Genomic DNA, 25,059 nt, shown 5'->3' on the forward strand with positions numbered 1-25,059 from the left:
AACAAACATCCAGCGAATCCACCTCCTTCATCCAAGACCCAACCGCCGCTCCACTTCGCTCAATACCTGCCGGAACGGCTGATCGGCCAGACAGCCATAGGCGGCATGCTTGCGCAGTCTGAAGGTTGCCGGGCTCGACAGGCCGCAGAGGAAGCGCGCCAGCTGTCGTGGGTGCCGCAATGCCTCCTGCCCTTCTGCAATCAGGGCGTCGATGGCGCTGCGCTGCGCCCCGCTCAGCGCTGTGTCCTCCTGCGCCGGCAGGGTACGGGGGCCCGGGTCGAGGCAACTGCTGCACTGGCCGCAGGGCTCGGTGAGGACGTCGCCGAAGTAGCCGCACAGCTGGGCCGGCAGGCAGCGTCCATCTTCGGCATAGTCGAGCACCTGCTGCAGGCGCGAAAGGCTCTGCTCTTCGCGCCGGACGAAGAGCTGCGCCAGTCGTGCACCGAGTGCCGCGAGATCCGGCGTCTGCAGCCGCCGGTACTGCTGGCGCACGCCCTTGACCTGGGTCAGGATGCTGCCCTGCTGTTCCAGGTACTGCAGCGCCTTCAGCAGGCGCTCCCGCGGCTCGCCCAGCGCTTCGGCCGCCTCGGTCACATCCAGTGTCAGCCAGATCCGCCCCTGCTTGCCGGCGCCGAACATACGCTGCAGGAAATCGGCGCGGGCCGCGTCGTAACCGGCCAGCACCTGCTCCTGCGGTACCTCGAAACGGACCTGGTAGGTGCTGTAGAAGGGCCCCGCGCCGGCGATCACGCCTTCGAGTTCCAGGTAGGTAAGCACCGTGTTGATCACCAGCGGGCGGATATCGAAACGATTCGAGAGATCATGGACCGCGATATCGAAGGCCTCGCCGAGCGACAGCAGGTGCCGGATCAGCGCCTCCAGGTGCTCCGGCGCCGGGGTGTCGCCGTAGGTGAAGTTTTCCAGCACCCGGACATCGTCCGGGCAGGCGAGCAGCTCGCAGCGGGACGGCTCGCCATCGCGACCTGCGCGGCCGATCTCCTGCATGTAGTTTTCCAGCGACTTGGGCAGGTTGTAATGGTAGACGGCCCTGATGTCGGCCTTGTCGATGCCCATGCCGAAGGCGATGGTCGCCACCACGGTACTGACCTCTCCTGCCATGAATTCGTTCTGGATCGCCTCGCGTACCTCCGGCTTCATGCCGGCGTGGTAGGCACGGGCCCGGATACCGGCAGCCTGCAGCTGCGTGGCCAGTTGCTCGGCCTGCTGCTGCAGCGTGACGTAGACAATGCTGGCGTCCTGCGGTGAACCCTGCAGCCCCCGGATCAGTCGCGGCAGCTTCTCATCGTCGCGACAGGGCGTGACGCCGAGCGCGAGGTTGGGCCGGTAAAAGCCCGTCTGGATATGGTTGGCCGACGGGATGCCGAACTGGCGGCAGATATCCTCGGCCACGGACGGTGTCGCCGTCGCCGTCAGCGCCAGCACCCGCTGCACGCGGATCTCGCGGGCCAGTTGTGCCAGCTTCAGGTAGTCGGGGCGAAAATTGTGTCCCCACTCCGAGATGCAGTGGGCTTCGTCCACCGCCATCAGGCCGATTTGCAGCCCCTGCAACAACGAGAGAAAGCGCGCATTCTGCAGACGCTCCGGCGCCACGTACAGCAGCTTGAGCTCGCCGCCGCGCAGCTGCCGGTAGACCTCGCGCACCTCGTCGCCCGAGCGGCTGGAGTCCAGGCGCGCCGCGGCAATGCCGCGTGCCTGCAGGGCCGCCACCTGATCCTGCATCAGCGCGATCAGCGGCGACACCACCAGCGTCAGGCCGTCGATCAGCAGCGCCGGCAACTGGTAGCAGAGGCTCTTGCCGCCGCCGGTGGGAAAGACTGCCAGCGCCGACTCGCCGGCGAGCAGCCGGTCGATCACGGCCCGCTGGCCGTCGCGAAACGCCTCCAGACCGAAGGTGGATCTCAGAGTGTCCAGTGCTGTATTCATGGGCGGCGGCTCCCGGTGCATAAAACAGGACCTGTATTAGACCCTCTCCCGCCCGGTGGCTGCAAACCCGACGGACCGCTACCGGCTGGACACCATCGCCAGCGACTTCCTCAGCAGCCGCGAACAGGAGATCGCCCAACCGGCTCAAGCCGAACGTCGCTGCCGTTCGGCGTAGAGCGCCTCGAAGTTGACCGGCGCGAGCATGAGCGGCGGTTAGCCGCCTTTGAGCAGCAGCTGATCGACGGTCTCGCGCAGGTACGGAAACATCACCGACGGGCAGGCGGCACCGAGCGCCTCGAGCCGTGCCTGAAAGAGACGCTGCATGACTACTGCCTGGCGCTGGCCCTTTCCGGCGCCCGCCGTATCGAAGGCCAGCTGGCCCAGCACAAACTGGCCCAACGGGACCTGCTGATCGATCTCGCCTTCAGCCGCCTCAGCGCACCGGGCAACGACGCCCTGCTGTTGTTCGATCTGCAGGGCAGGCTGGTGCGGGCCAATCACCAGGCCGAAAAGGTTCTGGCGGCACGGGGCATCCGCATCGATCTGAATCCCCATAATCCGCTGCTGACCCTGGGCGACGGCGCCGACGCGACCCCACCGGCCGACGCCGGGACAGCGTCGCCGCTGTTTCGGCTCGACCCGTCCTGAATCGGCGAAATACCGTTGGACCTGCAGCCGATGTTCCTGCGCGTGCTGCAGGAGTCGGAAATCTGCCGCATCGGCGAAACCCGACCGCGCAAGGTCAATTTCCGCCTGGTCGCCGCCACCCACCGCAACCTGACCCAGGAGGTGGCCGACGGCCGCTTCCGGATGGACCTCTATTACCGGGTCTCGTCGATGACACTGACCATCCCGCCCCTGCGGAGCGGCGCGAAGACATTCCGCTGCTGGCCGAACATATCCTCGACCACCTGCACCGGCAGCACGGCGGCGGCGCCAAGCGCCTGAGCGACGAACTGCTGGAACAGCTGTGCGCGCGCCCTGGAGCGGCAATATCCGCGAGCCGACCAACCTGATCACCGCCACCTTTTTCCTCGCCGAAGGCGACACCCTGACGCCGGCCGACCTGCAGGACGACTTCCGCACCGCCCGGCGACCCCGAATGCCAACGCCTGCGAGAATCCGCTGGATATGGCCGAGCGGGACGTCATCGCCCGCGCCATCCGGGAACAGAACGGCAACCTGACCCGGGTCGCGAAGCAGCTTGGCATCGCCAAGAGCACCCTCTACATCAAGCTGCGCAGTACGGTCTGCGACGTTCCCGAGGCCGGCGCTGCCGCGCACCGATCGATGCTATGGTGTTGGTTGCGAGGGTACTACCGTATCTTTGAAGCAGTTCTCTTGCCGGCAGGCCGACGGCCCGCCGCCACTGTCGCATCACCATAGGGGGCGTGTCGATGTTGAACTGGACCTTGCCCGCGGGGTGCCGGGGGCTCATCTTCGATTGCGATGGCACCCTGGTCGATTCGATGCCCCTGCATTATCACGCCTGGGTAACCGTCCTGCGCCGTTACAACCTCGGCTTTACGGAGGCGCGCTTTTATCAATGGGCCGGCGTGCCCGTGGAAGAGATCGTCCGCCGCCTGGCCCTGGAACAGGGACTGACGGTCGATGCCAGGCGTATCGCGGCGGAACGTGATGCCTATTTTCACAGTCTCCCGACCAGTGCGCTGCGCCCCGTGGCCGCGGTCGTCGATATTGCGCGCCGCTTTCATCGGCGTCTCCCGCTGGCGGTGGCCACCGGGAGCACCCGCGCCTCGGCGGAAGCCTCGCTGCGAGCCCTTGGCATTCTCGAGTGGTTTGACGCTGTGGTCAGCTCGCAGGAGGCTGGCCGCCCGAAACCGGCGCCGGATGTATTTTTGCTGGCAGCGGAGCGGATCGCGGTCGCCCCGGGTCACTGCGTGGCTTTTGAAGACGGGGAAGCCGGGCTCCAGGCGGCGCGGGCGGCAGGAATGCACGTGGTCGACATTCGTCCCTGGTTGCCACACTGATGCCCTGGCAGCCTGTCGGACCTAACACTGATCTACTGCAGAAAAGCCGTCTTGTTCATTTTTTGTTCTCTTTCTCGTTAAATAGAACCACTATTCGCCTCAAAAGAGCTCAAAAACTGCCTCAAAACGGACTTCCCTTCGCTACGATCGGTCAAGCCCGACAGGCTGCTAGCAGACCGTTACGGTAAACCGTTTCGCTAACAGCGCCCCAACCGCCGTTCGACCTCCACCCGCACCTGCTGACACCGCTGCTGCCCGAGCAAGCCGTGGGCGGCACACCTGCGCAGACGCAGGGTCGCCGGGCGCGACAGGGCGCCGAGGCCAATCCACGGGCGGGCTCCGCTGGCGCCGCCCCGGCGACAGGCCGGATGATGACCGCTTCGGGCGCAGCCGCATGCTGCAGCGCACCATCCGGGCGCGCCCCCGCGGATCCGGCTGCGGCGATCGGCACTGTCGGCTGCATGAACCGGCACTTTCCGCAATCTGGCATATCCGTTGCTTTCTTGTTGATAACCACAGGGCCGCTGCCGGCCCCGACAAATCGAGCGTGACCAGGACAACGGCGTCCATCATCTTCCGGCAACGGCGGTCAGGTGGTGCGCCGTTTTTATTGCCCAAACGCAAGGGGCGGCAGTCGGCAGCGGGCCCGCGGGATCCATTCCCGGAAATGAATTTTCGCAGCAACGAGAGGCATTACCATGGCTTATCTGAACCCATCCGAATTCGTCACCAAGATGGTCGACGCCGGCGAGTCCAAGATCTACATGTCGACGCGGGACACCCTGATCCGCGCCTACATGGCCGGTGCCATCCTGGCGCTGGCGGCCGTTTTCGCCGTCACCATCGCGGTGCAGACCGGCGTCTTCCTGATCGGCGCCATCCTCTTCCCGATCGGCTTCTGCATGCTCTACCTGATGGGCTTCGACCTGCTGACAGGCGTCTTCATGCTGACGCCGCTGGCCTGGCTCGACCGCCGCCCGGGTGTCACGCCCTCGGCGATCCTGCGCAACTGGGGCCTGGTCTTCGTCGGCAACTTCGCCGGCGCCCTGACCGTGGCTTTCATGATGGCCTTCGTCTTCACCTACGGTTTCAACACCGACGGCGGCGCCATCGCCGAGAAGGTCGGCAGCATCGGCGAGTCCCGCACCGTCGGCTATGCCGCCTACGGCCTGGACGGCTGGCTGACGATCTTCATCCGCGGCATGCTCTGCAACTGGATGGTGTCGCTGGGCGTCGTCGGCGCGATGATCTCGACCCACGTCAGCGGCAAGGTGCTGGCGATGTGGATGCCGATCATGCTGTTCTTCTTCATGGGCTTCGAGCACTCCGTCGTCAACATGTTCCTGTTCCCGTTCGCGCTGATCATGGGCGGCGACTTCTCGATCATGGACTACTTCATCTGGAACGAGATCCCGACCGCCCTCGGCAACCTGGTCGGCGGCCTGGCCTTCACCGGCCTGACCCTCTACACCACCCACGTTCGCACCAAGGCCAAGCGCGTCCTGGCCTGACGGATCCCCCGGCCGCCTGCGGCCGGGGGCCAGCACAGCGGGAACTGTCGTCATGACCTGGAGCATCGGCATCAGCGTCGGCCAGTATTCCGACCGCGGCCGCAAGGCCGTCAACCAGGACTTCCACGGTTTCTGCATGCCCGCAGAGCCGCAGCGCGGTCTCAAGGGCATCGCCTTCGCGGTGGCCGATGGCATCGGCAGCAGCGCCGTCAGCCATATCGCCAGCGAAACGGCGGTGCGCAATTTTCTCGACGATTATTACTGCACCTCCGAGGCCTGGTCGGTACGCACCGCCGGCGAGCAGGTGCTGAACGCGATCAACTCCTGGCTCTGGGCCCAGACGCGGCGCAGCGAACACCGCTACGACCGCGACCGGGGCTATGTCTGCACCCTCAGCGCCCTGGTGCTCAAGGGCGAGCAGGCGCACCTCTTCCACGTCGGCGACAGTCGGATCTACCGCCTGCGGGACGGCGCGCTGGAGCAGCTGACCCACGACCACCGGCTCTGGCTCTCGAGCCGGGAAAGCTATCTGAGCCGGGCGCTCGGCAGTGCCAAAACGCTCGAGCTCGACTACCGCCGCCTGGCCCTGCGCGCCGGCGATATCTTCATCCTGACGACCGACGGCGTCCACGAATACGTCGATGCCGACGCCATCGTCGCCGCCGTCCAGGCGCACCCGGACGACCTCGACGCCGCGGCGCAGGCGACTGCCTGTCAGGCCCTCGACCGCGGCAGCCCCGACAACCTGACGCTGCAGATCCTGCGCATCGACAGCCTGCCGCGCCTCGAGGTCCGCGACTTCGAGCGCCAGGCCGGGCAGCTGCCGCTGCCACCGCTGCTCGAGGCCGGACAGGCGTTCGACGGCTACCGCATCGTCCGCGAGCTCCACGCCAGCAGCCGCAGTCACGTCTACCTGGCCGAGGACGAACAGAGCGGCGCCCGGGTGGCGCTGAAGATCCCGTCGATCGACCAGCGCGACGACCCGGCCTATCTCGAGCGCCTGCTGCTGGAGGAGTGGATCGCCCGGCGCCTCGACAGCCCACACGTGCTCGCCGCCGCCCGGCCGGCCCGCGGGCGCGGCTATCTCTACACTGCCACCGAGTATGTCGAGGGCCGGACCCTGGCGCAGTGGCTGCGCGACACCCCCGCCCCGACCTCGAAACGGTGCGCGGCATCGTCGAGCAGATCGCCCGCGGCCTGCGCGCCTTTCACCGCCTGGAGATGCTGCACCAGGACCTGAGGCCCGAGAACCTCCTGATCGACGCCGGCGGCACCCTGAAGATCATCGATTTCGGCTCGACCCGGGTCGCCGGCATCGCCGAGGCGGCGCTCACCGTCGAGCAGCCCGCCCTGCTCGGCACCGCCCTCTATTCGGCGCCGGAATACTTCCTCGGCGAGCACGGCAGCGTGCGCTCGGATCTTTATTCGCTCGGCGTCATCGCCTACCAGTTGCTGTCCGGGCGCTTCCCCTACGGCACCGAGGTCGCCAGGGCGAAAACCGCCGCCGCCCAGCGCCGCCTCGCCTACCGTTCGGTGCTCGACGACGAGCGGGAGATCCCGGCCTGGATCGACGACACCCTGAAGAAGGCGCTGCAGCCGAACCCGTACAGGCGCTATGCCGAGCTCTCGGAGTTCCTGTACGACCTGCGCCACCCGAGCCCGGGGTTTCTGAACAAAAGCCGGCCGCCGCTGATGGAGCGCGACCCGGTGCTGTTCTGGAAAGGCGTTTCGCTGGCGCTGTCGCTGGCGGTCGTCTTTCTGCTCGTTCGTTAATCCAGAAAGAAGAGGTAATCAGCATATGATCAGCAACCGAGACCAGGTCACCCAGATGATTCTGTCCGCCAAGGTGCGCAAGGGCCTCAAATGGGCCGACGTCGCCGCCGCCGTCGGCCAGTCGAAGGAGTGGACCACCGCCGCCTGCCTGGGCCAGATGACCTTCGACAAAGGCGAGGCCGAAATCGTCGGCGAACTGTTCGACCTCCCCGACGAAGCCGTCGCCTGGCTGCAGATCGCGCCGTACAGGCTGTTGAAAACCGTTAGCGAGGCCGCTAGCGCAAGGCAAAAATAGGTGAAATGAGGGAGTTTATGTTTGATAAATGACCGATTTGAGCCGATTTTTAACGCTGCGATAGCAACGCAGGTAGGGTTTCAACAGCCTGATACAAGGGCTCGCTGCCGACCGCCGTTCTCACCGATCCGCTGATCTACCGCTGGTACGAGCTGGTCAACGTCTACGGCAGCACGATCAAGGAGCTGATCCACGAGGAGTTCGGCGACGGCATCATGAGCGACATCGATTTCTCGCTGGACCTGCAGCGCGAGGAGGACCCGAAGGGCGACCGCGTGAAGGTGGTGATGTCGGGCAAGTTCCTGCCTTACAAAAAGTATTGAGGTTCCGATGTTGCTTGATGGCTCGGCGGTCTTTTAACGAAAACCCCGGCCTGGTTGGGGCCGGGCATGGCCACGCAGGCCGGAGCTACACAGAAAATTGCTCCTGCATTTTCTGCACACAGGCCATCCATGGCCTAGGTCCCTGTGGCTACGGCCTGTTGCGCACATCCCTGTGCGCGGCTTAGTCCATGCCCGGCCCCTCTGACAATTCGGTGGTATCCTTCCGAGCAATATGGGCCAAATGGTTGTTAATCGAGACCAACCTAACTTGTCCAACCGGGCTGTCGGATTTTTAAAGCAAGCATCGAACTCATTGACTTTGCGCACAGCACAGTATCGGCAATTTCAGCAATTTTAGAATATTTGGCAAGCGACCGACTCATGATCTCAAACAACGCATATCAGTTATCCGCTTGCTTACAACGATGAAGTGACGAAAGCTCAGCCATCGTCAGTTGCCTTTCCCTTGAACACTGGCAATCTTCCAGCTTTTGTATAAGAATCAAACGAATCAACGAGTGGACGCAGACAATTTCGGGAATACCTTTTAGGTCGACTGATTTAGTAAAGGTATACCTTATAGAGGGAGTGATAGCGCAATGGACGGAATTTTATCCTTTTGCATCAAACACTTAATCCTGTCCAACGTAACCTAATGACGATTAAAAGGTATACCTGCTAATAAGTATTATGAGGTCGGAGACCTCATTAACGGACTGTTAGCTGTCTGAAAAGGTCGCCACATTAAATCAAGGAGGTTGTATGAGTGGATATATAATTTATCACTACAATATCCTCGACAAGGAACGAATAAACGAGCTTGGGCCACTATCGTTACCTATTTTAGAAAAATTTGGTGGCGAATTGGTTGTGGGCTCTTCCGTAACACGCCTTGAAGGCTCACCGTACAGTCATATGGTTGTTTATAAGTTCGATAGCAACGAAAAAGCGATAGCTTTCTACGAGTCAAAAGAAAGCAAGGAGTTGTCCAAACTCAGGCATGAGATCACTGAAGGGTTCGTTGTGTACGTTCCTGAGTATAGTAATGTTTAGAAAAATACAGCTAACAAGGCCAAGCAGAATCGCGCACTTCGTGCGCTGGACCTCGCTACGCTCGGCCTCTGTTGGCAGCGTTAGGTTAGAGGGATGTGAAAATTGAGCATGTTAGATAAATACCAACGGCTGCGATCTACTAGGGTGTCAAAGAAGGCCGCTGCAATCTTGCTAATTGGTAGCCTCCTACTGGGATTTTTACCCTTCAGTGTTGTTGAACCTCTATATTTTGAGTGGGGAACCTGCCCGCCGGGCATTTTATGCGCATTACTACCGCCTACTTACGGAATTTCTCCTAAGCTGTTATATGCCATTGCGGTAGCGACTTACTGCCTTATTATATCGACAATCGTGCTTTTTATCTGTTTATTCGTGTTTTTGTTATCCAATAATGAGAAGAGGGTAGAAAGAGCTGGTTCTCTTGTAAAGACAAGCCTTGGATTCATAGTCGGATCGGGGACTACACTGCTAGGAACCTTGAGTTTCACTGATACCTAACCAGTTGCTGTTGTCGCCGCTGTGCGGCTGGGACCTTCGTTCCGCTGCGCTTCACTATGGCCCCAAAGCAAAGCGTTAGCTGCATAAGGAAATTACAGTGAAACTAGGAAAGTGCGCACTATGTCTTAGAACAAGACAATTGGAAAAATCGCATATTATTCCTAATTCAGCGTTTAAGCCTATTAAGCGTGGTCTCAATGGTAAGGTAATTGCTGTAACAGGTGATAAAGACACTTGGGTGAAATATACCAATGAAAGTTGGTGGGAGTACCTGCTGTGCTCTGATTGTGAAGATATCTTTGAGAAATACGAAACGTACTCCCTCGGAATATTAAGAAATGATAAAAGTTAATTAACAATATTCACGCTCAGGGCGTAACGATAAAGAACATAGACTTTAGTAAGTTCAAGCAATTCTTAACCTCCGTATTGTGGAGAGCTTCCGTATCTAAGCAGGATGTATTTTCAAAAGTACTGCTACATCCGAACTTGGCTGAGGAGGCAAGATTGTCATTGTTTAATAAGAAGCCACTCTCCCCATTAAGGCTTGGTTGCAAAATAAGCAAGCTAAACGATTCTGTTCCAGGCGGAACATTCAGTGAGGAAAGTCTAAAGCAGGTAGTTATATCTCCTATCCCAAGAAGAAACAGGAAAACAATTTCATTTCTTTTTGCGTATTCTGGCTATTTGTTTGAGTACTTTGCACCAGCAATACCATATGGTGAAAGCAGACAAAAAGGAATTTTTAAGAAAAGTAGCGTTTTTCTAGTTCCTTATCAACCTATAACGAAGGTTCCAGAAATACTTGACGTTATGGCTTACGGGCTAGAGAAAGACATTAAAGGTATGGTTAAATTTAAAAGCAGCTAACCAGTCGCACCAGAGGGACGCCGCGTTCCGCGTCGCCCCTGTGCTCAAACGTTAGATTTCTCTAGGAGCCATTGTGCATATAAGTAATGTATTTATCGATACTCAAGCCTTCGATAGGCTTATGCTTGATTTCGAAAGCGCTCCTCTAAAGCAATTAAAAAGACTGGAATTCCGGGGACAGTATACCTAATTCGGAATGGAACGCAGGAGACTCCGAGGGGCAGAATATGGGCTAAACCGCGCACAGGGATGTGCGCAACAGGCCGTCGATACAGGGACCTAAGCCATGGATGACGGAAGGCTGCCCCGCCATGTGTGCAGCGGTCCGGCGCTCCGGAAATGCAGGAGCAATTTCCTGCGTAGCTCCGGCCTGCGTGTCCGTACCCTGCCCCAACGGCACTTAGGGAAGATGGAGGTCAAGTCTTGTCTTTTGCTACTGTTTATCATTTGAGAGGCAAAAGGCAAGACTTGCCCCTGTAGCATAAAGCATCGGGCACTCATCAAAGTCATGTGACTTGAGGGAATAGCATGTCACCAGATACAGATGCCGGCAAAGTAGCTCAAGCAGCATCCCCTCGTCAGTGGATCAGTTTAGTTGTGCTGTATCTCTTCATACCGTTTGTTCTCCTTGTGTGTGGTGGAGACCTCGGTTGGTGGCAGGCATGGCTCTATTCCCTGCTGATCTTTGCCGCCGGCCTTGGGGGACACTTTTGGGCGGAAAGGCGGCATCCGGGGCTGTTGGCCGAACGACAGAATATGAAGAAGGCCCAAAGCGCTAAGGCCTGGGACAAAGTGCTTGCGCCGTTGATGGCTCTGAGTTTGAGTTTCCCGCTGGTCATTGTGGCCGGGTTGGATCATCGCTTTGGCTGGTCCCCCGTATTTCCGTTTTGGCTCATCGTAATTGGCTTCATTTTGATCTCGCTCGGATACGCTTTTGCTTTATGGGCAATGGCGGAGAACCGCTTTTTCTCCAGCGTGGTACGCATTCAGACGGATCGAGGGCATGTGGTGTGTGACAGCGGCCCCTACAGGATTGTGCGACATCCGGGCTATGCCGGAAATATTTTGGCACTGTTTGGCATCGTGCTGGCGTTAAGCTCGATGTGGACACTTATTCCGGTGGCCTTGGCGCTCATCATCGCGGTTATTCGAACGGTGCTGGAAGACCGGACGCTACAGGACGAGTTGCCGGGCTATCGCGACTATGCACGACGTGTTCGCTATCGGCTGATTCCGGGGATTTACTGAGAGGCTTGGGTTGTGGGTGAATTCCGGGGGACAGTATATCTGATTCGGAATGAAACGCCGGACACTCCGAGGGGCAGGGTATGGGCTAAGCCGCGCACAGGGATGTGCGCAACAGGCCGTCGATACAGGATGTAGCTCCGGCCTGCGTGACCATACCCTGCCCCGACGGCACCGGGCGGAGGCCTAGAGTGTTCAGGAGGAATGCTGGAGCTGTTTATCCAATTCCAGGTTCATCGATGTCCGGTTTGTGCGTGAAGCGCCACCGAATCAGGGTCATACCCCAGTTTCCCTCCGGTTGACCGCCCGTACAGCGCTCACTGGCACGACCTCGTGAAATGGTCCAGTATCAAGGCATTAGGGAATGTGGCCAGACGCATGGAGCACCAGGAGACTTATGAAGGGAAAGGTTTGCCAGTGGAAGGATGACAAGGGCTTCGGATTCATTCAGCCGAATGACGGTTCCGAAAGGCTGTTTTTCCATATATCCAGCGTCAAGACGGGCGCCCGCAGACCGCAGGTCGGGGATGTCGCCCTCTATGATGCCATGCGTGACTCGCATAACAGGCTCAAGGCCAGGCGCGTCGTTATCGAAGGCGTCGCCATGGCATCGGGCCGATCCCCGGAAACACCCGCGCCCCGGACGGCACCTGCGAAGATGGATGCCATCGACTACCTTGCGCTTCTGGCTGTCGCGTGCGCCCTGGCCGCCGCGGTTTTCCAGTTCTATCGATCCGGCGAGGTTGCGCATCTCTGGCCTTTTGGCCTGGCCGCTGCCATCGCCGTTCTCGTATTGAAAAGGCAGAAGAAACCCAGGGAAAAGACGTTCCGCTGTGCCCGCTGCAAAACGACCGCAACGCACGATGCCAGAACGATCAAGGCCTGGAACAACGGCTTCAGCCAGCTGTACTGCAAGGCCTGCCACCGCCAGTGGCTGCTGGACAATCCCCGGCAGGCGAATCCATCGGTACTTGGCAGAGGCGGCGGCTGTCTTGGCGCTCTGACGCTGATGGTCCTCGTGCCGGTTTTCGGTGGGCTGGGCCTGTACCAGTGGCTGGCATAGCGGCCATGAATCCCTGGCGTATGCCTCAACACGGGGCCATCGCTGTGCCTGCCCGCCACACATTCTCCAGGTACCCAAAGCGCTTTCTGCCGGCGATCTGCATGCTGCTCGGGATGCTGTTGCTGAGCGCCTGCGGCCATGTACAGCGCTTCCAGCGCGGCGCTCTCGTCGCCCATGGCGAACGGCTCGACGGCGCCGAACAGCCGCTCTTCTATTCCATCGGCATCGACCTTCAGCAGGCGCCCGATGCCCGCATGCTCGATGCCAGGGTAAAACTGTCCGACAGGGCCCCCTGATCGCCATTGGTCAGCTGCAGCCGGCATTCGTTGCCCGTTATTTACCGCCGTTCACGCCCCCGCCGCAGTGGCCTGAAAGCTGGAAACGAAAGGCGCTGGAGGAGAATGCCTATTCCGGCGAAGGCTTCCATATCAGGTTCAGGAACGGTGAACTGGTGTCGCTGGGGCTCTGCTCCCATTGTGCCGGCGGGCGTGCCTTCCCGAGGGTCGCACCACCCGGCGGCGATGCACTCTATACCCTGCCGCTGACGGAACCTCAGCTGATCGACGTCTTCGGCCCCGCCGACCGTTCCTATCGGGCCAACGAGGTACGGTATTGAGCGGCCAGGCTTATGAACGCCTGGGCCACGGGGCACTCGTGGAATTCCACGGGGACAGCATACCTGATTCCGAGATCCGTACTGATGTCGTCGTATCATCGAGCCATCGTTTGAAAAGCGACTAAAATGATCGGCTTCCGGAACACTTCCAGAGAGTCTGACGCATCCCCCGGGTCCCGTTAGAAGCCGACGAGCACTGGGAGTCTTTTCCGATCAGGCCCGTCAGGGGCGAGGCATGGATGCCAAGCCGCAGATCCAGCACATGGACGTGCTGTAGCTGCGCCCGGAAAAGGCTTCCAGAGCGCAGTGGAGCCGAAGGCTCGGCTTCTCACGGGCGTCGTCTTGTTGTATGAGAGCTTTTGCCTGCTTTTCTTTGCACGAGCAAAGAAAAGTAGGTCGCCGGCAGGCGAAACAGGAGGTATCCGAAAGTGCGAAGCTATTCAGATTGGCAATTAGCCATTTGATTCCGACCGGGCTCGATGGCGCCAGGAACCTAAAACCCTTCCCTCCCCGCTGCGGCGAAGGCATCGCGGGTGAGGTTCTCGTGGCCGTCGGCCGTGACGGCGACATTGTCCTCGATACGGATGCCGCCGTACGGCATCAGCAGTTCGACCTGCTTCCAGCTCACCGCCTCGCCGCCCGGTCCCTGGCGCAACCTGTCGAGCAGCGACGGGATGAAATAGAGGCCCGGCTCCACGGTGACCACGAAGCCCGGCTCCAGTTTGCGGGTCAGGCGCAGGTACGGATGTTCGGCCGGCGGTTCGCGCAGGGTTCCGGATGCGTCCTGCTGCCAGCCGCCGACATCGTGGACCTGCAGCCCCAGCAGATGACCGAGTCCGTGGGGGAAGAAGGCCGAGGTGATGCCCTGGGCCAGTTGCGCTTCGACGGAGGCCTGTACCAGGCCGCTGTCGCGCAGCAGTTGCGCCAGGGCGGCGTGCATCTGCAGGTGCAGCTCGACGAAGTCGACGCCGGCCCGGACAGACTGCAGCAGGGATTTTTGTGCACCATCGAGTCCCGCTATCAGCGCGGCGAAAGCCGACTCGCGATCGGCGGCATGGGTGCGGGTGATATCGGCGGCATAGCCGTGGTCGGCCGCCCCGGCATCGATCAGCAGGGTGCGCATTTCGGCCGGCGCCAGGCGGTCCTGGAACTGGTAGTGCAGCACCGCGGCGTGCTCGTTGAGACCGACGATGTTGTCGTAGGGCAGATCCCGTTCGTTGTGGTCGGTGGCGACAAGATAGCCCTGGTGGATGCGATACTCGCTGGCGCCGACATGGAACAGCTGCTCGGCGGCGATATGACCCCGCGCAGCACAACGGTTGGCACCGCGCAGGCATTCGAGCTCCCAGCCGGTCTTGACCGCGCGTTCGAAGTCGAGGCGCGCCATCAGGTCGGCCGGGTTCTGTGTCCAGTCGTCGGCGGCGAAGACAGGTCGCTCGGCGGCGATCAGTGCGGTGCGCCCCAGCCCCTGCAGCAGCGGCTTCAGGGAGCCGGCGTCGGCGAAGCATTCGATCTCGAAAGCGTGCGTCCAGTCGCCGCTCGGCGCTTCCGGGGTCTGGTGCCAGAAGTCGTCCGGACAGTGCAGATAAAGGGTCGGCGCCTGGCCGGGACGCAGCAGCAGCCAGCTGTCGGGGTGCTCGGTCAGGTGCGGCAGCCACTGCACGAAGGACGGGTGGGCACGGAACGGATAACGGGTATCGTCGAGAAAGCGCCGCGGCGCCGTGCCCGACCCCAGCAAGAGGGCATCGAAGCCGGTTTCGGCCAGCGCCCGGTCGAAGCGGCCCTTGAGAATATCGATATGATTGGCAAATAGCTGGTGCATGGAAACTACTCCGCCCCGCCAGGGCTCGAATCAGGAAAGTGCTGCGGAGGTCGGCTCGAAGCGCTCGGCCAGCAGCGACCAGAGCGCCTCGAGGTTGGCATTGTGATCGTGGCGCCGGCGATAAAGGCGGATCTGCAGCGGGATATACCAGCGTTCGTCGCCGGCCAGGCCCAGCTGACCGTAACGGAGACTGTCGTCGATCAGTCGGCGCGGTACCCAGCCGAGGCCAAAGCCCTCCTTGACCATCGCCTTGACGCTGATGGCATGGACATTCTCGTTCATCGTCACCAGTTGGGGCGGCTCCAGCTGCTGCTGAATGAACTGCTGAATCACCGGACGGGCGAACGCGCCCTCGTGGTAACCGATATAGGGCAGCGGCCTGCGGCGATCCCCCGGCAGCCGGAACAGCGGCTGGCCGGTACCGTCGAGGGGCTGATCGGCACCAGCTCCTCGTCTGTCACCGTCAGATGCTCGAAGCGGTCATCATCCAGCGCGCCCATGAACTCGATCGCCGGATGCCAGTAGCAGAGCACCAGGTCGCATTCGCCCTGAGCCAGGGCGTTGACGAAATCGGCCCCGACCCAGGCGGTGGACTTGAGGTTCAGTTCGAGCTCGAAGCCCCGTTCGGTCGAAAAGGGCTGGATCCAGTCGTTGTAGAAACAGAGATAGAGCGTCTGGGTAGTGGCGAAGTGCAGCCGGTTGCGCTCCTGCTCGCGGATCTCGCTGCAGCGCGCCTTGGTCTCGCGGGCGATGCGGGCGATCTGTTCGGCGCCGGCCAGGAACACCTCGCCGGCCGGTGTCAGCGACAGCGGCAGGGTGTTGCGGTCGATCAGGGTCACGCCCATCTCGTCCTCGAGCAGCTTGATGCGGCGGCTCAGGGTCGGCTGGGTGACGTTGCGCTCGTCGGCGGCGCGGGAGAAGTGCCGCGCCTTCGCCAGCGCAATGAAGTCATCGAGCCATCGGACTTCCATCAGCAGCCCCTCACGACCGGCGTCCCAGCCAGGCCAGAATCGGATCGAGCAGGGAGGCGCCGAGCCGTGCCGAGCGCTCCGGCGACCAGCCCTGCAGCGGGTCGGGACGCAGGTCGTAGTCCTTGAACGGCATCTCCAGCGTCATCGCCGGGCACTGGAAGCGCTTGCCGACCCAGTTGCTGGCCAGGGTGATCGCCTCCTCGGGCACAAACTTGCCGATCGGATAGCCGCGCTCGAGCTGGAAGTCGGCGTTGGCCGCCGCCAGGTCACGCTCGAACTGCCGCTCCTGCTCGAGCAGCGCCTCCGGCGCCCAGGGCAGTCCCTCCTGCCCGGCGATGAAGTTGCACGGCAGGCCCTCGTCGCCGTGCAGGTCGAGATACAGGTTGACGCCGGTTTCCTCCATCCGCCGGCGTACGCAGTAGACCTCCGGGCTGCGTTCGAGGCTCGGGCTGTCCCACTCGCGGTTCAGGTTCACGCCCAGGGCATTGGTCCGCAGATGGCCGCGCACGGCGCCGTCGGGGTTCATGTTCGGCACCAGATAGATCACAGCCTCCTCCAGTATCCTCGCGGCCTGGGCGTCGTGGCGATCCAGCAGCCGTTCGATCAGCCCTTCGGCGCACCACTGCGCCATCGACTCGCCCGGATGCTGACGCGCGGTAACCCAGAGGGTCCGCCGCCCTTCGGCCGGCTCACCGATGCGCAGCATGTCGAAATCGCGCCCATCCAGGGTCTCGCCCAACCGTTCGATGCGCACCCGCTCGGACTGGCCGGCGCGGGCGATCAGGTCGAGATGACGCTCGAAGCTGTAGGGCGCAAAACAAGCATAGTAGAGGCTGTCCTGCGCCGGGGTGTGCTCGATCACCAGCTCACTGCCGTCGTAACGGGTCGGCACCCGGAACCAGTGTTTCCGGTCGTAGGAGGCCACCGCCCGGTAGTCGTCCCAGCCGTCCGGGTAGGAAGCGCCGGCGGCATTGAGCAGCCGCAATCGCAGCGCCTGGTCGCGGGCACCCTGGACCCGGAAATGGAACCACTGGTAGAACTCGGAGCCGCTGTCCTGGCGGATACGCAGCTGGATATCGTCGGGCTTGCCGGCGTCGACCACCTCGATATTGCCGCTGTCAAACTGTGCACTGATATGGATGCCGCTCATCAGATACGTCCTTCCTCTACCGCGTGGCAGGCCACCTGACCGCCCTCGCTCGTCGCGATCAATTGCGGAATCTCGCCCTTGCAGCGCGCGTTGGCATGGGGGCAGCGGCCGTGGAAGACGCAGCCCGACGGCAGGTTGACCGGGGTCGGCACCTCGCCCTGCAGCTTGATGTGGCCGGGCCTTCCGGTTTCGAGGCGCGGGATCGCCGACAGCAGCGCCTGGGTATAGGGATGGCGCGGCGTCGCGAACAGCGCTTTGGTCGGCGCAAGCTCGCAGAGGGTACCGAGGTACATCACCGCCACCCGGGTGCCGAAGTGCTCGACCACCGACAGGTCGTGGGTGATGAACAGGTAGGTGAGATTGCGGCTCTCCTGGGCGTCCATCATCAGGTTCAGCACCTGCGCCTGGATCGAGACATCCAGGGCCGAGATCGGCTCGTCGGCGACGATGAACTCCGGATCCACCGCCAGCGCCCGGGCGATGCTGATGCGCTGGCGCTGGCCGCCGGAGAACTCGTGGGAGAAGCGCTTGCCCCAGCTCGGGTCGATGCCGACCGAGTGCATCACCTCGTGCACCTTGTCGCGCACCTCGGTGGCCGATGCCTTGGGGTTGTGAAAGCGTACCGGCTCCTCCAGCGTCTGGGCGATGGTCATGCGCGGATTCAGCGACGCATAGGGATTCTGGAAGATCATCTGCATCCTGCGCCGGTACGGCAGCACCGGCGGTCGCTGAGGTTGTCGATGCGCTGGCCGTCGTAGCTGATGCTGCCGGCGCTGGGACTCAGCAGGCCCATCACGGTGCGGGCCACGGTCGACTTGCCGCAGCCGGACTCGCCGACCACGCAGAGCGCCTCGCCCCGCTGCACGTCGAGGCTGACGCCGTTGATCGCATGGACATGCTCCTGCTCGCGCACGATCCTGCCGCCGCGGAATTTCAGCTGGTCGAGGAAATCGCCGGAGATCGAGAAGCGCTTGTAGAGGTCGTTGATCCGGACCAGGGGTTCGACTTGGGCGTTCATCTTACTTCACCTCCAGGGCCTGGGCGGCCGCTTCTTCCTCGCGTTTCATCTGCGCCACCAGATGGCAGGCGACACGGCAGCCACCGGAAGGGGTAAAGTCCGGCAGCTGATGACGGCAGACGTCCATCACGTAGTCGCAGCGCGGATTGAAGGCGCAGCCGGCCGGAATCTTCTGCAACGGCGGCATCGAGCCGCGGATCTGGTTCAGCCGCTGGCCCGGAATGGCCATCTGCGGCAGCGCGTTCATCAGTCCCTGGGTATAGGGGTGCTGGGCATCGTTGATGATCTCGCGGGTCGGCCCCTGTTCGATGATCCGCCCGGCGTACATCACCATCGCCTGGCGCGTCACCTGGGAGACCACGCCGAGGTCGTGGGTGATCAGCATCAGCGCCACGCTGTTGCGTTCGCACAGTTCCAGCATCAGGTCCATGATCTCGGCCTGGATGGTGACGTCGAGGGCCGTGGTCGGCTCGTCGGCAATGATGATATCCGGGTCCATCAGCAGGCCGATGGCGATGACGATGCGCTGGCGCATGCCACCCGAGAGCTCATGCGGGTACTGGTCGATACGCTTCTCCGGCGAGGGAATGTAGACCTGCTTGAGCTTCTGCAGCGCGATGCGCCTGGCATCGGCCCGGCTGATGCGACGGTGCGCCAGCAGACACTCGATCATCTGCTGACCGATGGTCAGCACCGGGTTCAGCGTCATCATCGGATCCTGGAAGATCATCGAGATGCGGTTGCCGCGGATCGAACGCAGCTGTTTCGCCGACATCGCCGCGAGGTTCTGTCCTTCGAACAGGATCTCGCCACCGGCGATGTAACCGGGCCTGGACAGCAGGTTGAGGATCGAAAAACCGAGCACCGACTTGCCGGCGCCGGACTCGCCGACCACGCCGAGGCGTTCGCCCCGCTCGAGGCTGAAATTGATGTCGCGCAGGGCCCTGACCTCACCGCTGCGCAGGCCGAAACGGACATCGAGGTTCCTGACTTCAAGAAGCGCCATGAGATTACCCCTTGTAGAGTTTCGGGTTGAGGACGTCGCGCAGCCAGTCACCGAGCAGGTTCATCACCAGTACCAGGCAGATCAGCACCGCGCCCGGGATCACGGTGATCCACCAGGAGCCGGAGAAAATGTACTCGAAGCCGCTGGAGATCAGCGAGCCGAGGGACGGCTGCGATACCGGCATGCCGAGGCCGAGGAACGACAGCGACGCTTCGGCGATGATGGCATTGGCCACCTGCACCGTCGAGATCACCAGGATCGGCGACAGTGTATTGGGCAGAATGTGGCGGAACATGATGCGCGGCGCGCGCAGGCCGATGACGCGGGCGGCGTCGACGTACTCCTTCTTCTTCTCGGCCAGCACCGAGGCGCGGATGGTGCGGGCGTACTGCGGCCACTCGGCGATGCCGATTACCAGGATCAGCATCAGCATCGCCAGGTTCTGATACAGCTCGGTGCCGAAAGTCGCCTGGAACACCGCCAGCACGACGATCGCCACCATCATGGTCGAGAACGACAGCTGCACGTCGGCGCAGCGCATCAACAGGCTGTCGACGCGGCCGCCGCTGTAGCCGGCCAGCAGGCCGATGACGATACCGAGCAGCGCCTGCAGTGCCACGGCGCAGAGGCCGATGGTCAGCGACACGCGGGTCCCGTAAAGAATGGTGGACCAGAGGTCACGGCCCTGGGCATCGGTGCCGAGCCAGAAGGCGGGATCCGCGCCCTCCTCCCAGCTCGGCGGCATCTCGGCATTGAGAATGTCGATCTGCGCCGGGTCGTAGGGATCGTACGGGGCGATCAGCGGTGCCAGCAACGCCAGCACGGCATAGGCGACGAATATCGCCAGGCTCAGTTGCGCCACGCGATCGCGGGTAAAACTGTGCCAGAGGTGGCTGTCGAGGAATCGCTGCCAGGCAGACGGCGGCGCATCCATTGTCTGTACGTGTTCGCTCATGCTGTTTTACCTGCCAGCTGTACAGTGGGATTGACCAGGCCGTCGATCAGATCGACCAGGCCGTATAGGGGGCGTGACGACGAAAATGGCGCGATCATGCTTTTTTACCTGCCAGCTTGACTGTCGGGTTCACCAGGCCGTAGATCAAATCGACGAGTGTATTGGTCACGACGAAGATGGCGCCGACCACGATCAGGTAGGCGACGATCAGCGGCGTGTCCACACGGTTGACGGCCTCGAGGAACAGGAAGCCCATGCCGGGCCACTGGAAGACGGTTTCGGTCAGGATGGTGTAGGCCACCATGGTGCCGATCTGCACGCCGCCGACGGTGATGACCGGCAGCATGGTGTTCTTCAGCGCGTGCAGGAACCAGATGCGACGCGGCGCCAGGCCCTTGGCCCAGGCGAACTTGACGTATTCGGACTGCAGCACTTCCATCATCTCGGCGCGGATCAGACGGATGAACAGCGGCAGCATGATCGAGGCCAGCGAAACGCAGGGCAGCACCAGGTGCGCCAGGCCGTCGGCGGTGAAGAAGCCGCTATCCCAGAAACCGAACACCTCGACGGTTTCACCGCGGCCGAAGGACGGCATCCAGCCCATCTCGATGGAGAAGAAATAGATCAGGCCGATGGCGGTCAGGAATACCGGCACCGAGATGCCGACGATACTGAAACCCATCACGGCACGGGAAAAAAACTGTTGGGTTTGATTGCCGAATAGACGCCCAGCGGCACCGACAGCAGCACGATGATCAGCGTGGCGCCGAACACCAGCTCGAGCGTGGCCGGCAGCTTGTTGAGGATGACCTCGAGCGCGGGCTCCTTGAAGAAGTAGGAGGTGCCGAGGTCACCCTGCAGGGCATTCCTGGCAAAGCGCGCATACTGCACCAGGAACGGGTCGTTGAGCCCCATTTCGTCGCGCAGCGCCTGGCGTTCCGCTTCCGATACCGACTGGCCCACCAGCTCGCGCAGCGGGTCGCCGAGGTTATCCTGTATCGAGAAGCTGACCAGGCTGATGATGAACATCACGACAATCGCCTGAACGACGCGTTTGATCAGAAAAGCAATCATGATTAACAGCCTCGAGTCCTGTCTTCGTCCGTGAAGCAGTCTCTGGTTTGAAGAGATGGACGGCCCCGCGGGCCGTCCTGGAAAACCGATGGAGAACCTCGGCCGGCGCCGTGCCGGCCGAGCACATTTTATTCCTTGATGACCAGGTCACCGAGGTACGGGAAGTTCATCACGTTGAGCACCGGGGCGATGTCGACGTTCTTGCCGGCGGCCCAGGCCAGGTTCTGCCAGTGCAGCGGCACGAAGGCGGCGTCGTCGTACAGCATCTGCTCGATCTGCTGCATGATCTCGGCACGCTGCTGGGTATCGGTCTCGACGTTGGCCTGCGCGACCAGCTTGTCGATTTCCGGGTTGCAGTAGTTGCCACTGTTGTACTGGCCGGCGCCGGTGTCGGCGTTCGGGCACAGGGTCAGGAACTCGAAGAAGTTGTTGGAATCCTCGGTGTCGGCGTGCCAGCCGATCATCATGATATCCGCTTCACGGGCATCGAAGGCCGGCCAGTATTGCGCCTTCGGCACGGTCTTGAGGTCCACCCTGATGTTGATGCGGGCCAGCATCGAGGCGACCGCCTGGGCGATCTTGGCATCGTTCACGTAGCGGTTGTTCGGTGCCATCATGGTGACGCTGAAACCGTCCCCGTAGCCCGCTTCCTGCATCAGTTGCCTGGCCTTCTCGAGGTCATAGCGCGGCTTCAGGTTCGGGTTGTGACCGAGGTAGCCTTCCGGGCTCAGCTGTGCCGCGGTGGTGGCGAAGCCCTTCATGATCTTGTCGACGATGCCCTGCTGGTTGATGGCGTAGTTGACCGCCTGGCGCACGCGCGCATCCTTGAACGCCTCGACGCGATTCTGGTTGAGCTGGAAGGTGATGATGCGGGTACCGCCCATGGTCACCAGATTGGTGCTGTCGCTCTTCTCGATGCGGTCGAGATCGGTCGGCGGCACCGGCGCGATGAAGTCGACGTCACCGGACAGCAGCGCGGCGACGCGGGTCGGCGACTCCTTGATCGGGGTCAGCACTATGGTGTCGACGTTGCCCGGGGACTGTGCGTCCCAGTAGTTCGTATTGCGGCTGAACTCGACGCGCACGCCCTGCTCGCGGCTGGCGACGGTGTAGGGGCCGGTGCCGGACAGGTGGGACGAAGCGAAGGAGTCGCCGTGCTTGACCAGCATGTCCTTCGGATTGCCGTTTTCGTCGGTGCCGCTGTAGAAGGCGCTGTCCATCGGGAACAGGTAGGTGGCGTTGTTCAGCACCAGCGGGAAGGGCTCGTGGGTCACCAGGTCGACCGTGTAGTCGTCCACGACCTTCACGTCCTTGAACGGTGCGAAGATGCTCTTGAAGTCGGCGGAGCCCTTCAGGCGGTTAAAGGTGAACACCACGTCCCGGGCGGTCATCTCGTTGCCGCTGTGGAATTTCACGCCCTGGCGCAGCTTGAAACGCATGGTCAGGTCATCGACGCGCTCCCAGCTCTCGGCCAGGCGCGGCTCGAATCCCAGATCCTTCGTCCAGCGCACCAGCGGATCGAAGGTCATATGGGACAGCTGCAGGGTGCCGCCGGACAGCTGCTCATGCGGATCCAGGGATACCGGGTCGGCATCGTAGGCCATCTTCAGGGTAGCGGCCTGAGCGCTCATGACGCCCAGACTCAGCATGGCGCCGGCCAGAATCGAAACGGTCTTTTTCATCTTGTGTCCTGCGTTTATTGTTGTGTGGCGAATCAGTTAACGCAGACAAGACTATTCGATCGGCGCCAGGCGACCAATCGAAATACCGACTAGGGCTATACGCGTCGCGCATGAGGGACTCATGCGCGACGCGTATAGCAGTTAACAGACCGTAGATGGGTGGAGCCGCCATTAGCACATATCTGTCGCTTTAGCCGGGCTTTGCTGGCGGCGTAACCCATCATCGGCGCCGAAGGCACCTTCGTTTCGGCTGATTTGACCGCGCAGCGTCATTGATGGGTTACGCCGCAAAGGATCTCCTGCGCACCGACAATACAGTGCCGTTGCGGCTTCACCCATCCTACGGTTCCGCTTTTACTGTCCACTGTAAGCTGTTTGCTGTCCTCTAAAAACACCCTGCTCATGCACATCCTGTGCTCGCAGGATAAATATGTCCATATACAGAAAAACCCCGGCGCGAAGGCCGGGGTTTTGGAGTTTCGGGGACTCGGGCTTACATCATGCCGCCCATGCCGCCCATGCCGCCCATGCCGCCCATGTCAGGCATGGCCGGGGCTTTCTCTTCCGGATGCTCGGCCACCATGGCTTCGGTGGTGATCATCAGGCCGGCAACGGAGGATGCCGCCTGCAGTGCGGAGCGGGTGACCTTGGCCGGGTCCAGGATACCCATTTCCAGCATGTTGCCATATTCGCCGGTCGCGGCGTTGTAGCCGTATGCGCCTTCGCCTGCGCGGACCTTGGAAACAACGACGGAACCTTCGTCACCGGCGTTCTCGACGATCTGGCGCAGCGGCGCTTCCATCGCACGGAAGGCCAGCTCGATACCGACGGTCTGGTCGTGGTTGATGCCTTCCAGGCCCTGGACGTTGGACAAAGCACGGATCAGCGCAACGCCACCGCCAGGTACCACGCCTTCTTCGACAGCCGCACGGGTCGCGTGCAGGGCATCTTCGACGCGGGCCTTCTTCTCTTTCATCTCGACTTCGGTCGCAGCGCCGACCTTGATCACGGCAACACCACCGGCCAGCTTGGCCACGCGTTCCTGCAGCTTTTCACGGTCGTAGTCGGAAGAGGTCTCTTCGATCTGAGCACGGATCTGGGCGACGCGGGCTTCGATCGTGGCCACTTCGCCGACACCGTCGACGATGGTGGTGTTTTCCTTGGTGATGTTGATCTTCTTGGCCTGACCCAGCTGATCCAGGGTCGCGGTTTCCAGGCTCAGGCCGACCTCTTCGGAGATCACCTGACCGCCGGTCAGAACAGCGATATCTTCCAGCATGGCCTTGCGACGGTCACCGAAGCCCGGCGCCTTGACGGCCGCGACCTTGACGATACCGCGCATGTTGTTGACCACCAGCGTCGCCAGGGCTTCGCCTTCGACGTCTTCGGCGATGATCAGCAGCGGGCGGGAGGACTTGGCTACCTGCTCCAGGGTCGGCAGCAGATCGCGGATGTTGGAGATCTTCTTGTCGAACAGCAGGATGTACGGCTGCTCCAGTTCGACAGACATGTTCTCCTGGTTGTTGATGAAGTACGGAGACAGGTAGCCGCGGTCGAACTGCATGCCTTCGACGACTTCCAGCTCGTTCTCCAGACCGGTGCCTTCTTCAACGGTGATGACGCCTTCCTTGCCAACGCGCTCCATCGCCTTGGCGATGATGTCGCCGACGATCTCGTCGGAGTTGGCGGAGATGGAGCCGACCTGGGAGATCGCTTTGGAATCTTCACAGGGAACGGCCATCTTGCGCAGTTCCTCGACGACGGCGATGGTGGCCTTGTCGATACCGCGCTTGAGATCCATCGGGTTCATGCCGGCGGCAACGGATTTCAGACCTTCGTTGACGATCGCCTGAGCCAGCACAGTTGCGGTGGTGGTACCGTCACCGGCCACGTCGTTGGCCTGGGAAGCGACTTCCTTGACCATCTGGGCGCCCATGTTTTCGAACTTGTCTTTCAGTTCGATTTCCTTGGCGACGGAAACACCGTCCTTGGTCACGACCGGCGCGCCGAAGGACTTCTCCAGTACAACGTTGCGACCTTTCGGACCCAGGGTGGTTTTGACAGCGTCAGCCAGGATGTTTACGCCCTTGAGCATGCGTTTGCGAGCGTCATCACCAAAACGTACGTCTTTTGCAGCCATTGTCAGTTATTCCTATACAAATCGTTTGGATTCGAAATTCAGTGGTTCAGGCAAGACCG

At 61.6% G+C, this 25,059-nt stretch carries 24 protein-coding genes and 5 pseudogenes; 17 read left to right on the top strand and 12 right to left on the bottom strand.

Going from position 1 to position 25,059, the window contains the following annotated elements:
* Window positions 1–27: 27 nt before the first annotated feature.
* On the bottom strand, window positions 28–1,944 hold the full coding sequence (locus tag ACFQDL_RS04490) for a RecQ family ATP-dependent DNA helicase (RefSeq protein ID WP_379907996.1): 1,917 nt from the start codon (window positions 1,942–1,944) through the stop codon (window positions 28–30).
* Window positions 1,945–2,088: 144 nt separating this feature from the next.
* Window positions 2,089–2,241, bottom strand: a pseudogene (locus ACFQDL_RS04495) (protein-export chaperone SecB); the annotation flags it as partial.
* Window positions 2,242–2,406: 165 nt separating this feature from the next.
* Here ACFQDL_RS04495 and ACFQDL_RS04500 point away from each other — a divergent pair.
* The 17 genes and pseudogenes from ACFQDL_RS04500 to ACFQDL_RS04580 all read left to right on the top strand — a co-directional run bounded on the left by ACFQDL_RS04500 (window position 2,407) and on the right by ACFQDL_RS04580 (window position 13,182).
* Window positions 2,407–2,592, top strand: coding sequence for a hypothetical protein (locus ACFQDL_RS04500; protein WP_379907997.1), 186 nt, complete (start codon window positions 2,407–2,409; stop codon window positions 2,590–2,592).
* Window positions 2,593–2,601: 9 nt separating this feature from the next.
* Window positions 2,602–2,892, top strand: a complete 291-nt coding sequence (locus tag ACFQDL_RS04505) for a sigma 54-interacting transcriptional regulator (RefSeq protein WP_379912875.1) — start codon at window positions 2,602–2,604, stop codon at window positions 2,890–2,892.
* Window positions 2,856–3,130 (top strand): annotated as a pseudogene (locus ACFQDL_RS04510) (AAA-type ATPase lid domain-containing protein). The gene ACFQDL_RS04505 and the pseudogene ACFQDL_RS04510 overlap by 37 nt, the downstream one beginning before the upstream one ends.
* Entirely contained in the window at window positions 3,076–3,330 is a 255-nt protein-coding gene (locus ACFQDL_RS04515) for a helix-turn-helix domain-containing protein (protein ID WP_379907999.1), read from the top strand. The pseudogene ACFQDL_RS04510 and the gene ACFQDL_RS04515 overlap by 55 nt, the downstream one beginning before the upstream one ends.
* A gap of 11 nt (window positions 3,331–3,341) precedes the next feature.
* On the top strand, window positions 3,342–3,935 hold the full coding sequence (locus tag ACFQDL_RS04520; protein ID WP_379908000.1) for an HAD family hydrolase: 594 nt from the start codon (window positions 3,342–3,344) through the stop codon (window positions 3,933–3,935).
* 698 nt (window positions 3,936–4,633) lie between these two features.
* Complete coding sequence (locus ACFQDL_RS04525) at window positions 4,634–5,446, top strand: formate/nitrite transporter family protein (protein ID WP_379908001.1); 813 nt, start codon at window positions 4,634–4,636, stop codon at window positions 5,444–5,446.
* 52 nt (window positions 5,447–5,498) lie between these two features.
* On the top strand, window positions 5,499–6,686 hold the full coding sequence (locus tag ACFQDL_RS04530; RefSeq protein ID WP_379908002.1) for a protein phosphatase 2C domain-containing protein: 1,188 nt from the start codon (window positions 5,499–5,501) through the stop codon (window positions 6,684–6,686).
* Window positions 6,575–7,219 (top strand): serine/threonine protein kinase, encoded by a 645-nt coding sequence (locus ACFQDL_RS04535; protein ID WP_379908003.1) that lies wholly within the window; start codon window positions 6,575–6,577, stop codon window positions 7,217–7,219. Before ACFQDL_RS04530 ends, ACFQDL_RS04535 begins: the two co-directional genes overlap by 112 nt.
* Before the next feature lie 25 nt (window positions 7,220–7,244).
* Window positions 7,245–7,514, top strand: a complete 270-nt coding sequence (locus ACFQDL_RS04540; protein WP_379908004.1) for a hypothetical protein — start codon at window positions 7,245–7,247, stop codon at window positions 7,512–7,514.
* Between the two features lie 95 nt (window positions 7,515–7,609).
* A pseudogene (locus tag ACFQDL_RS04545) lies at window positions 7,610–7,837 on the top strand (cyanase); the annotation flags it as partial.
* 762 nt (window positions 7,838–8,599) lie between these two features.
* On the top strand, window positions 8,600–8,890 hold the full coding sequence (locus ACFQDL_RS04550; protein WP_379908005.1) for a DUF1330 domain-containing protein: 291 nt from the start codon (window positions 8,600–8,602) through the stop codon (window positions 8,888–8,890).
* Between the two features lie 595 nt (window positions 8,891–9,485).
* Window positions 9,486–9,740, top strand: a complete 255-nt coding sequence (locus ACFQDL_RS04555) for a hypothetical protein (protein ID WP_379908006.1) — start codon at window positions 9,486–9,488, stop codon at window positions 9,738–9,740.
* A gap of 155 nt (window positions 9,741–9,895) precedes the next feature.
* Entirely contained in the window at window positions 9,896–10,258 is a 363-nt protein-coding gene (locus ACFQDL_RS04560; protein ID WP_379908007.1) for a hypothetical protein, read from the top strand.
* A 528-nt stretch (window positions 10,259–10,786) separates the two neighbouring features.
* A complete protein-coding gene (locus ACFQDL_RS04565) occupies window positions 10,787–11,506 on the top strand; it encodes a methyltransferase family protein (RefSeq protein WP_379908008.1) in 720 nt (239 codons plus the stop codon).
* Between the two features lie 394 nt (window positions 11,507–11,900).
* Window positions 11,901–12,566 carry a cold shock domain-containing protein gene (locus ACFQDL_RS04570; RefSeq protein ID WP_379908009.1) on the top strand — a complete coding sequence of 222 codons (666 nt, stop codon included), beginning with the start codon at window positions 11,901–11,903 and terminating at the stop codon, window positions 12,564–12,566.
* A 101-nt stretch (window positions 12,567–12,667) separates the two neighbouring features.
* Window positions 12,668–12,862, top strand: coding sequence for a hypothetical protein (locus tag ACFQDL_RS04575; RefSeq protein WP_379908010.1), 195 nt, complete (start codon window positions 12,668–12,670; stop codon window positions 12,860–12,862).
* A 155-nt stretch (window positions 12,863–13,017) separates the two neighbouring features.
* Window positions 13,018–13,182 carry a hypothetical protein gene (locus ACFQDL_RS04580; protein ID WP_379908011.1) on the top strand — a complete coding sequence of 55 codons (165 nt, stop codon included), beginning with the start codon at window positions 13,018–13,020 and terminating at the stop codon, window positions 13,180–13,182.
* Between the two features lie 493 nt (window positions 13,183–13,675).
* Here ACFQDL_RS04580 and pepQ read toward each other — a convergent pair whose 3' ends face one another.
* The 10 genes and pseudogenes from pepQ to groL form a co-directional block, all read right to left on the bottom strand.
* The gene (gene pepQ / locus ACFQDL_RS04585) at window positions 13,676–15,004 is read right to left on the bottom strand and encodes a Xaa-Pro dipeptidase (protein WP_379908012.1); all 1,329 of its coding nucleotides are present in this window, start codon (window positions 15,002–15,004) and stop codon (window positions 13,676–13,678) included.
* Between the two features lie 30 nt (window positions 15,005–15,034).
* A complete protein-coding gene (locus tag ACFQDL_RS04590; protein ID WP_379908013.1) occupies window positions 15,035–15,337 on the bottom strand; it encodes a LysR substrate-binding domain-containing protein in 303 nt (100 codons plus the stop codon).
* Entirely contained in the window at window positions 15,334–15,975 is a 642-nt protein-coding gene (locus ACFQDL_RS04595) for a LysR family transcriptional regulator (protein WP_379908014.1), read from the bottom strand. Before ACFQDL_RS04595 ends, ACFQDL_RS04590 begins: the two co-directional genes overlap by 4 nt.
* Window positions 15,976–15,985: 10 nt before the next feature.
* Window positions 15,986–17,125 (bottom strand): M14 family metallopeptidase, encoded by a 1,140-nt coding sequence (locus tag ACFQDL_RS04600; protein WP_379908016.1) that lies wholly within the window; start codon window positions 17,123–17,125, stop codon window positions 15,986–15,988.
* Window positions 17,125–18,143, bottom strand: a pseudogene (locus ACFQDL_RS04605) (ABC transporter ATP-binding protein). The gene ACFQDL_RS04600 and the pseudogene ACFQDL_RS04605 overlap by 1 nt, the downstream one beginning before the upstream one ends.
* A 1-nt stretch (window position 18,144) precedes the next feature.
* Entirely contained in the window at window positions 18,145–19,149 is a 1,005-nt protein-coding gene (locus ACFQDL_RS04610; protein ID WP_379908017.1) for an ABC transporter ATP-binding protein, read from the bottom strand.
* A gap of 4 nt (window positions 19,150–19,153) precedes the next feature.
* Window positions 19,154–20,104, bottom strand: a complete 951-nt coding sequence (locus ACFQDL_RS04615) for an ABC transporter permease (protein ID WP_379908018.1) — start codon at window positions 20,102–20,104, stop codon at window positions 19,154–19,156.
* 94 nt (window positions 20,105–20,198) lie between these two features.
* Window positions 20,199–21,178, bottom strand: a pseudogene (locus tag ACFQDL_RS04620) (ABC transporter permease).
* 128 nt (window positions 21,179–21,306) lie between these two features.
* Window positions 21,307–22,860, bottom strand: coding sequence for an ABC transporter substrate-binding protein (locus ACFQDL_RS04625; RefSeq protein WP_379908019.1), 1,554 nt, complete (start codon window positions 22,858–22,860; stop codon window positions 21,307–21,309).
* A 493-nt stretch (window positions 22,861–23,353) separates the two neighbouring features.
* On the bottom strand, window positions 23,354–25,000 hold the full coding sequence (gene groL / locus ACFQDL_RS04630) for a chaperonin GroEL (RefSeq protein WP_379908021.1): 1,647 nt from the start codon (window positions 24,998–25,000) through the stop codon (window positions 23,354–23,356).
* Window positions 25,001–25,059: the final 59 nt, after the last annotated feature.

Source organism: Marinobacterium aestuariivivens, from assembly GCF_042661465.1.
Taxonomy (GTDB): Bacteria; Pseudomonadota; Gammaproteobacteria; order Pseudomonadales; family Balneatricaceae; genus Marinobacterium_A; species Marinobacterium_A aestuariivivens.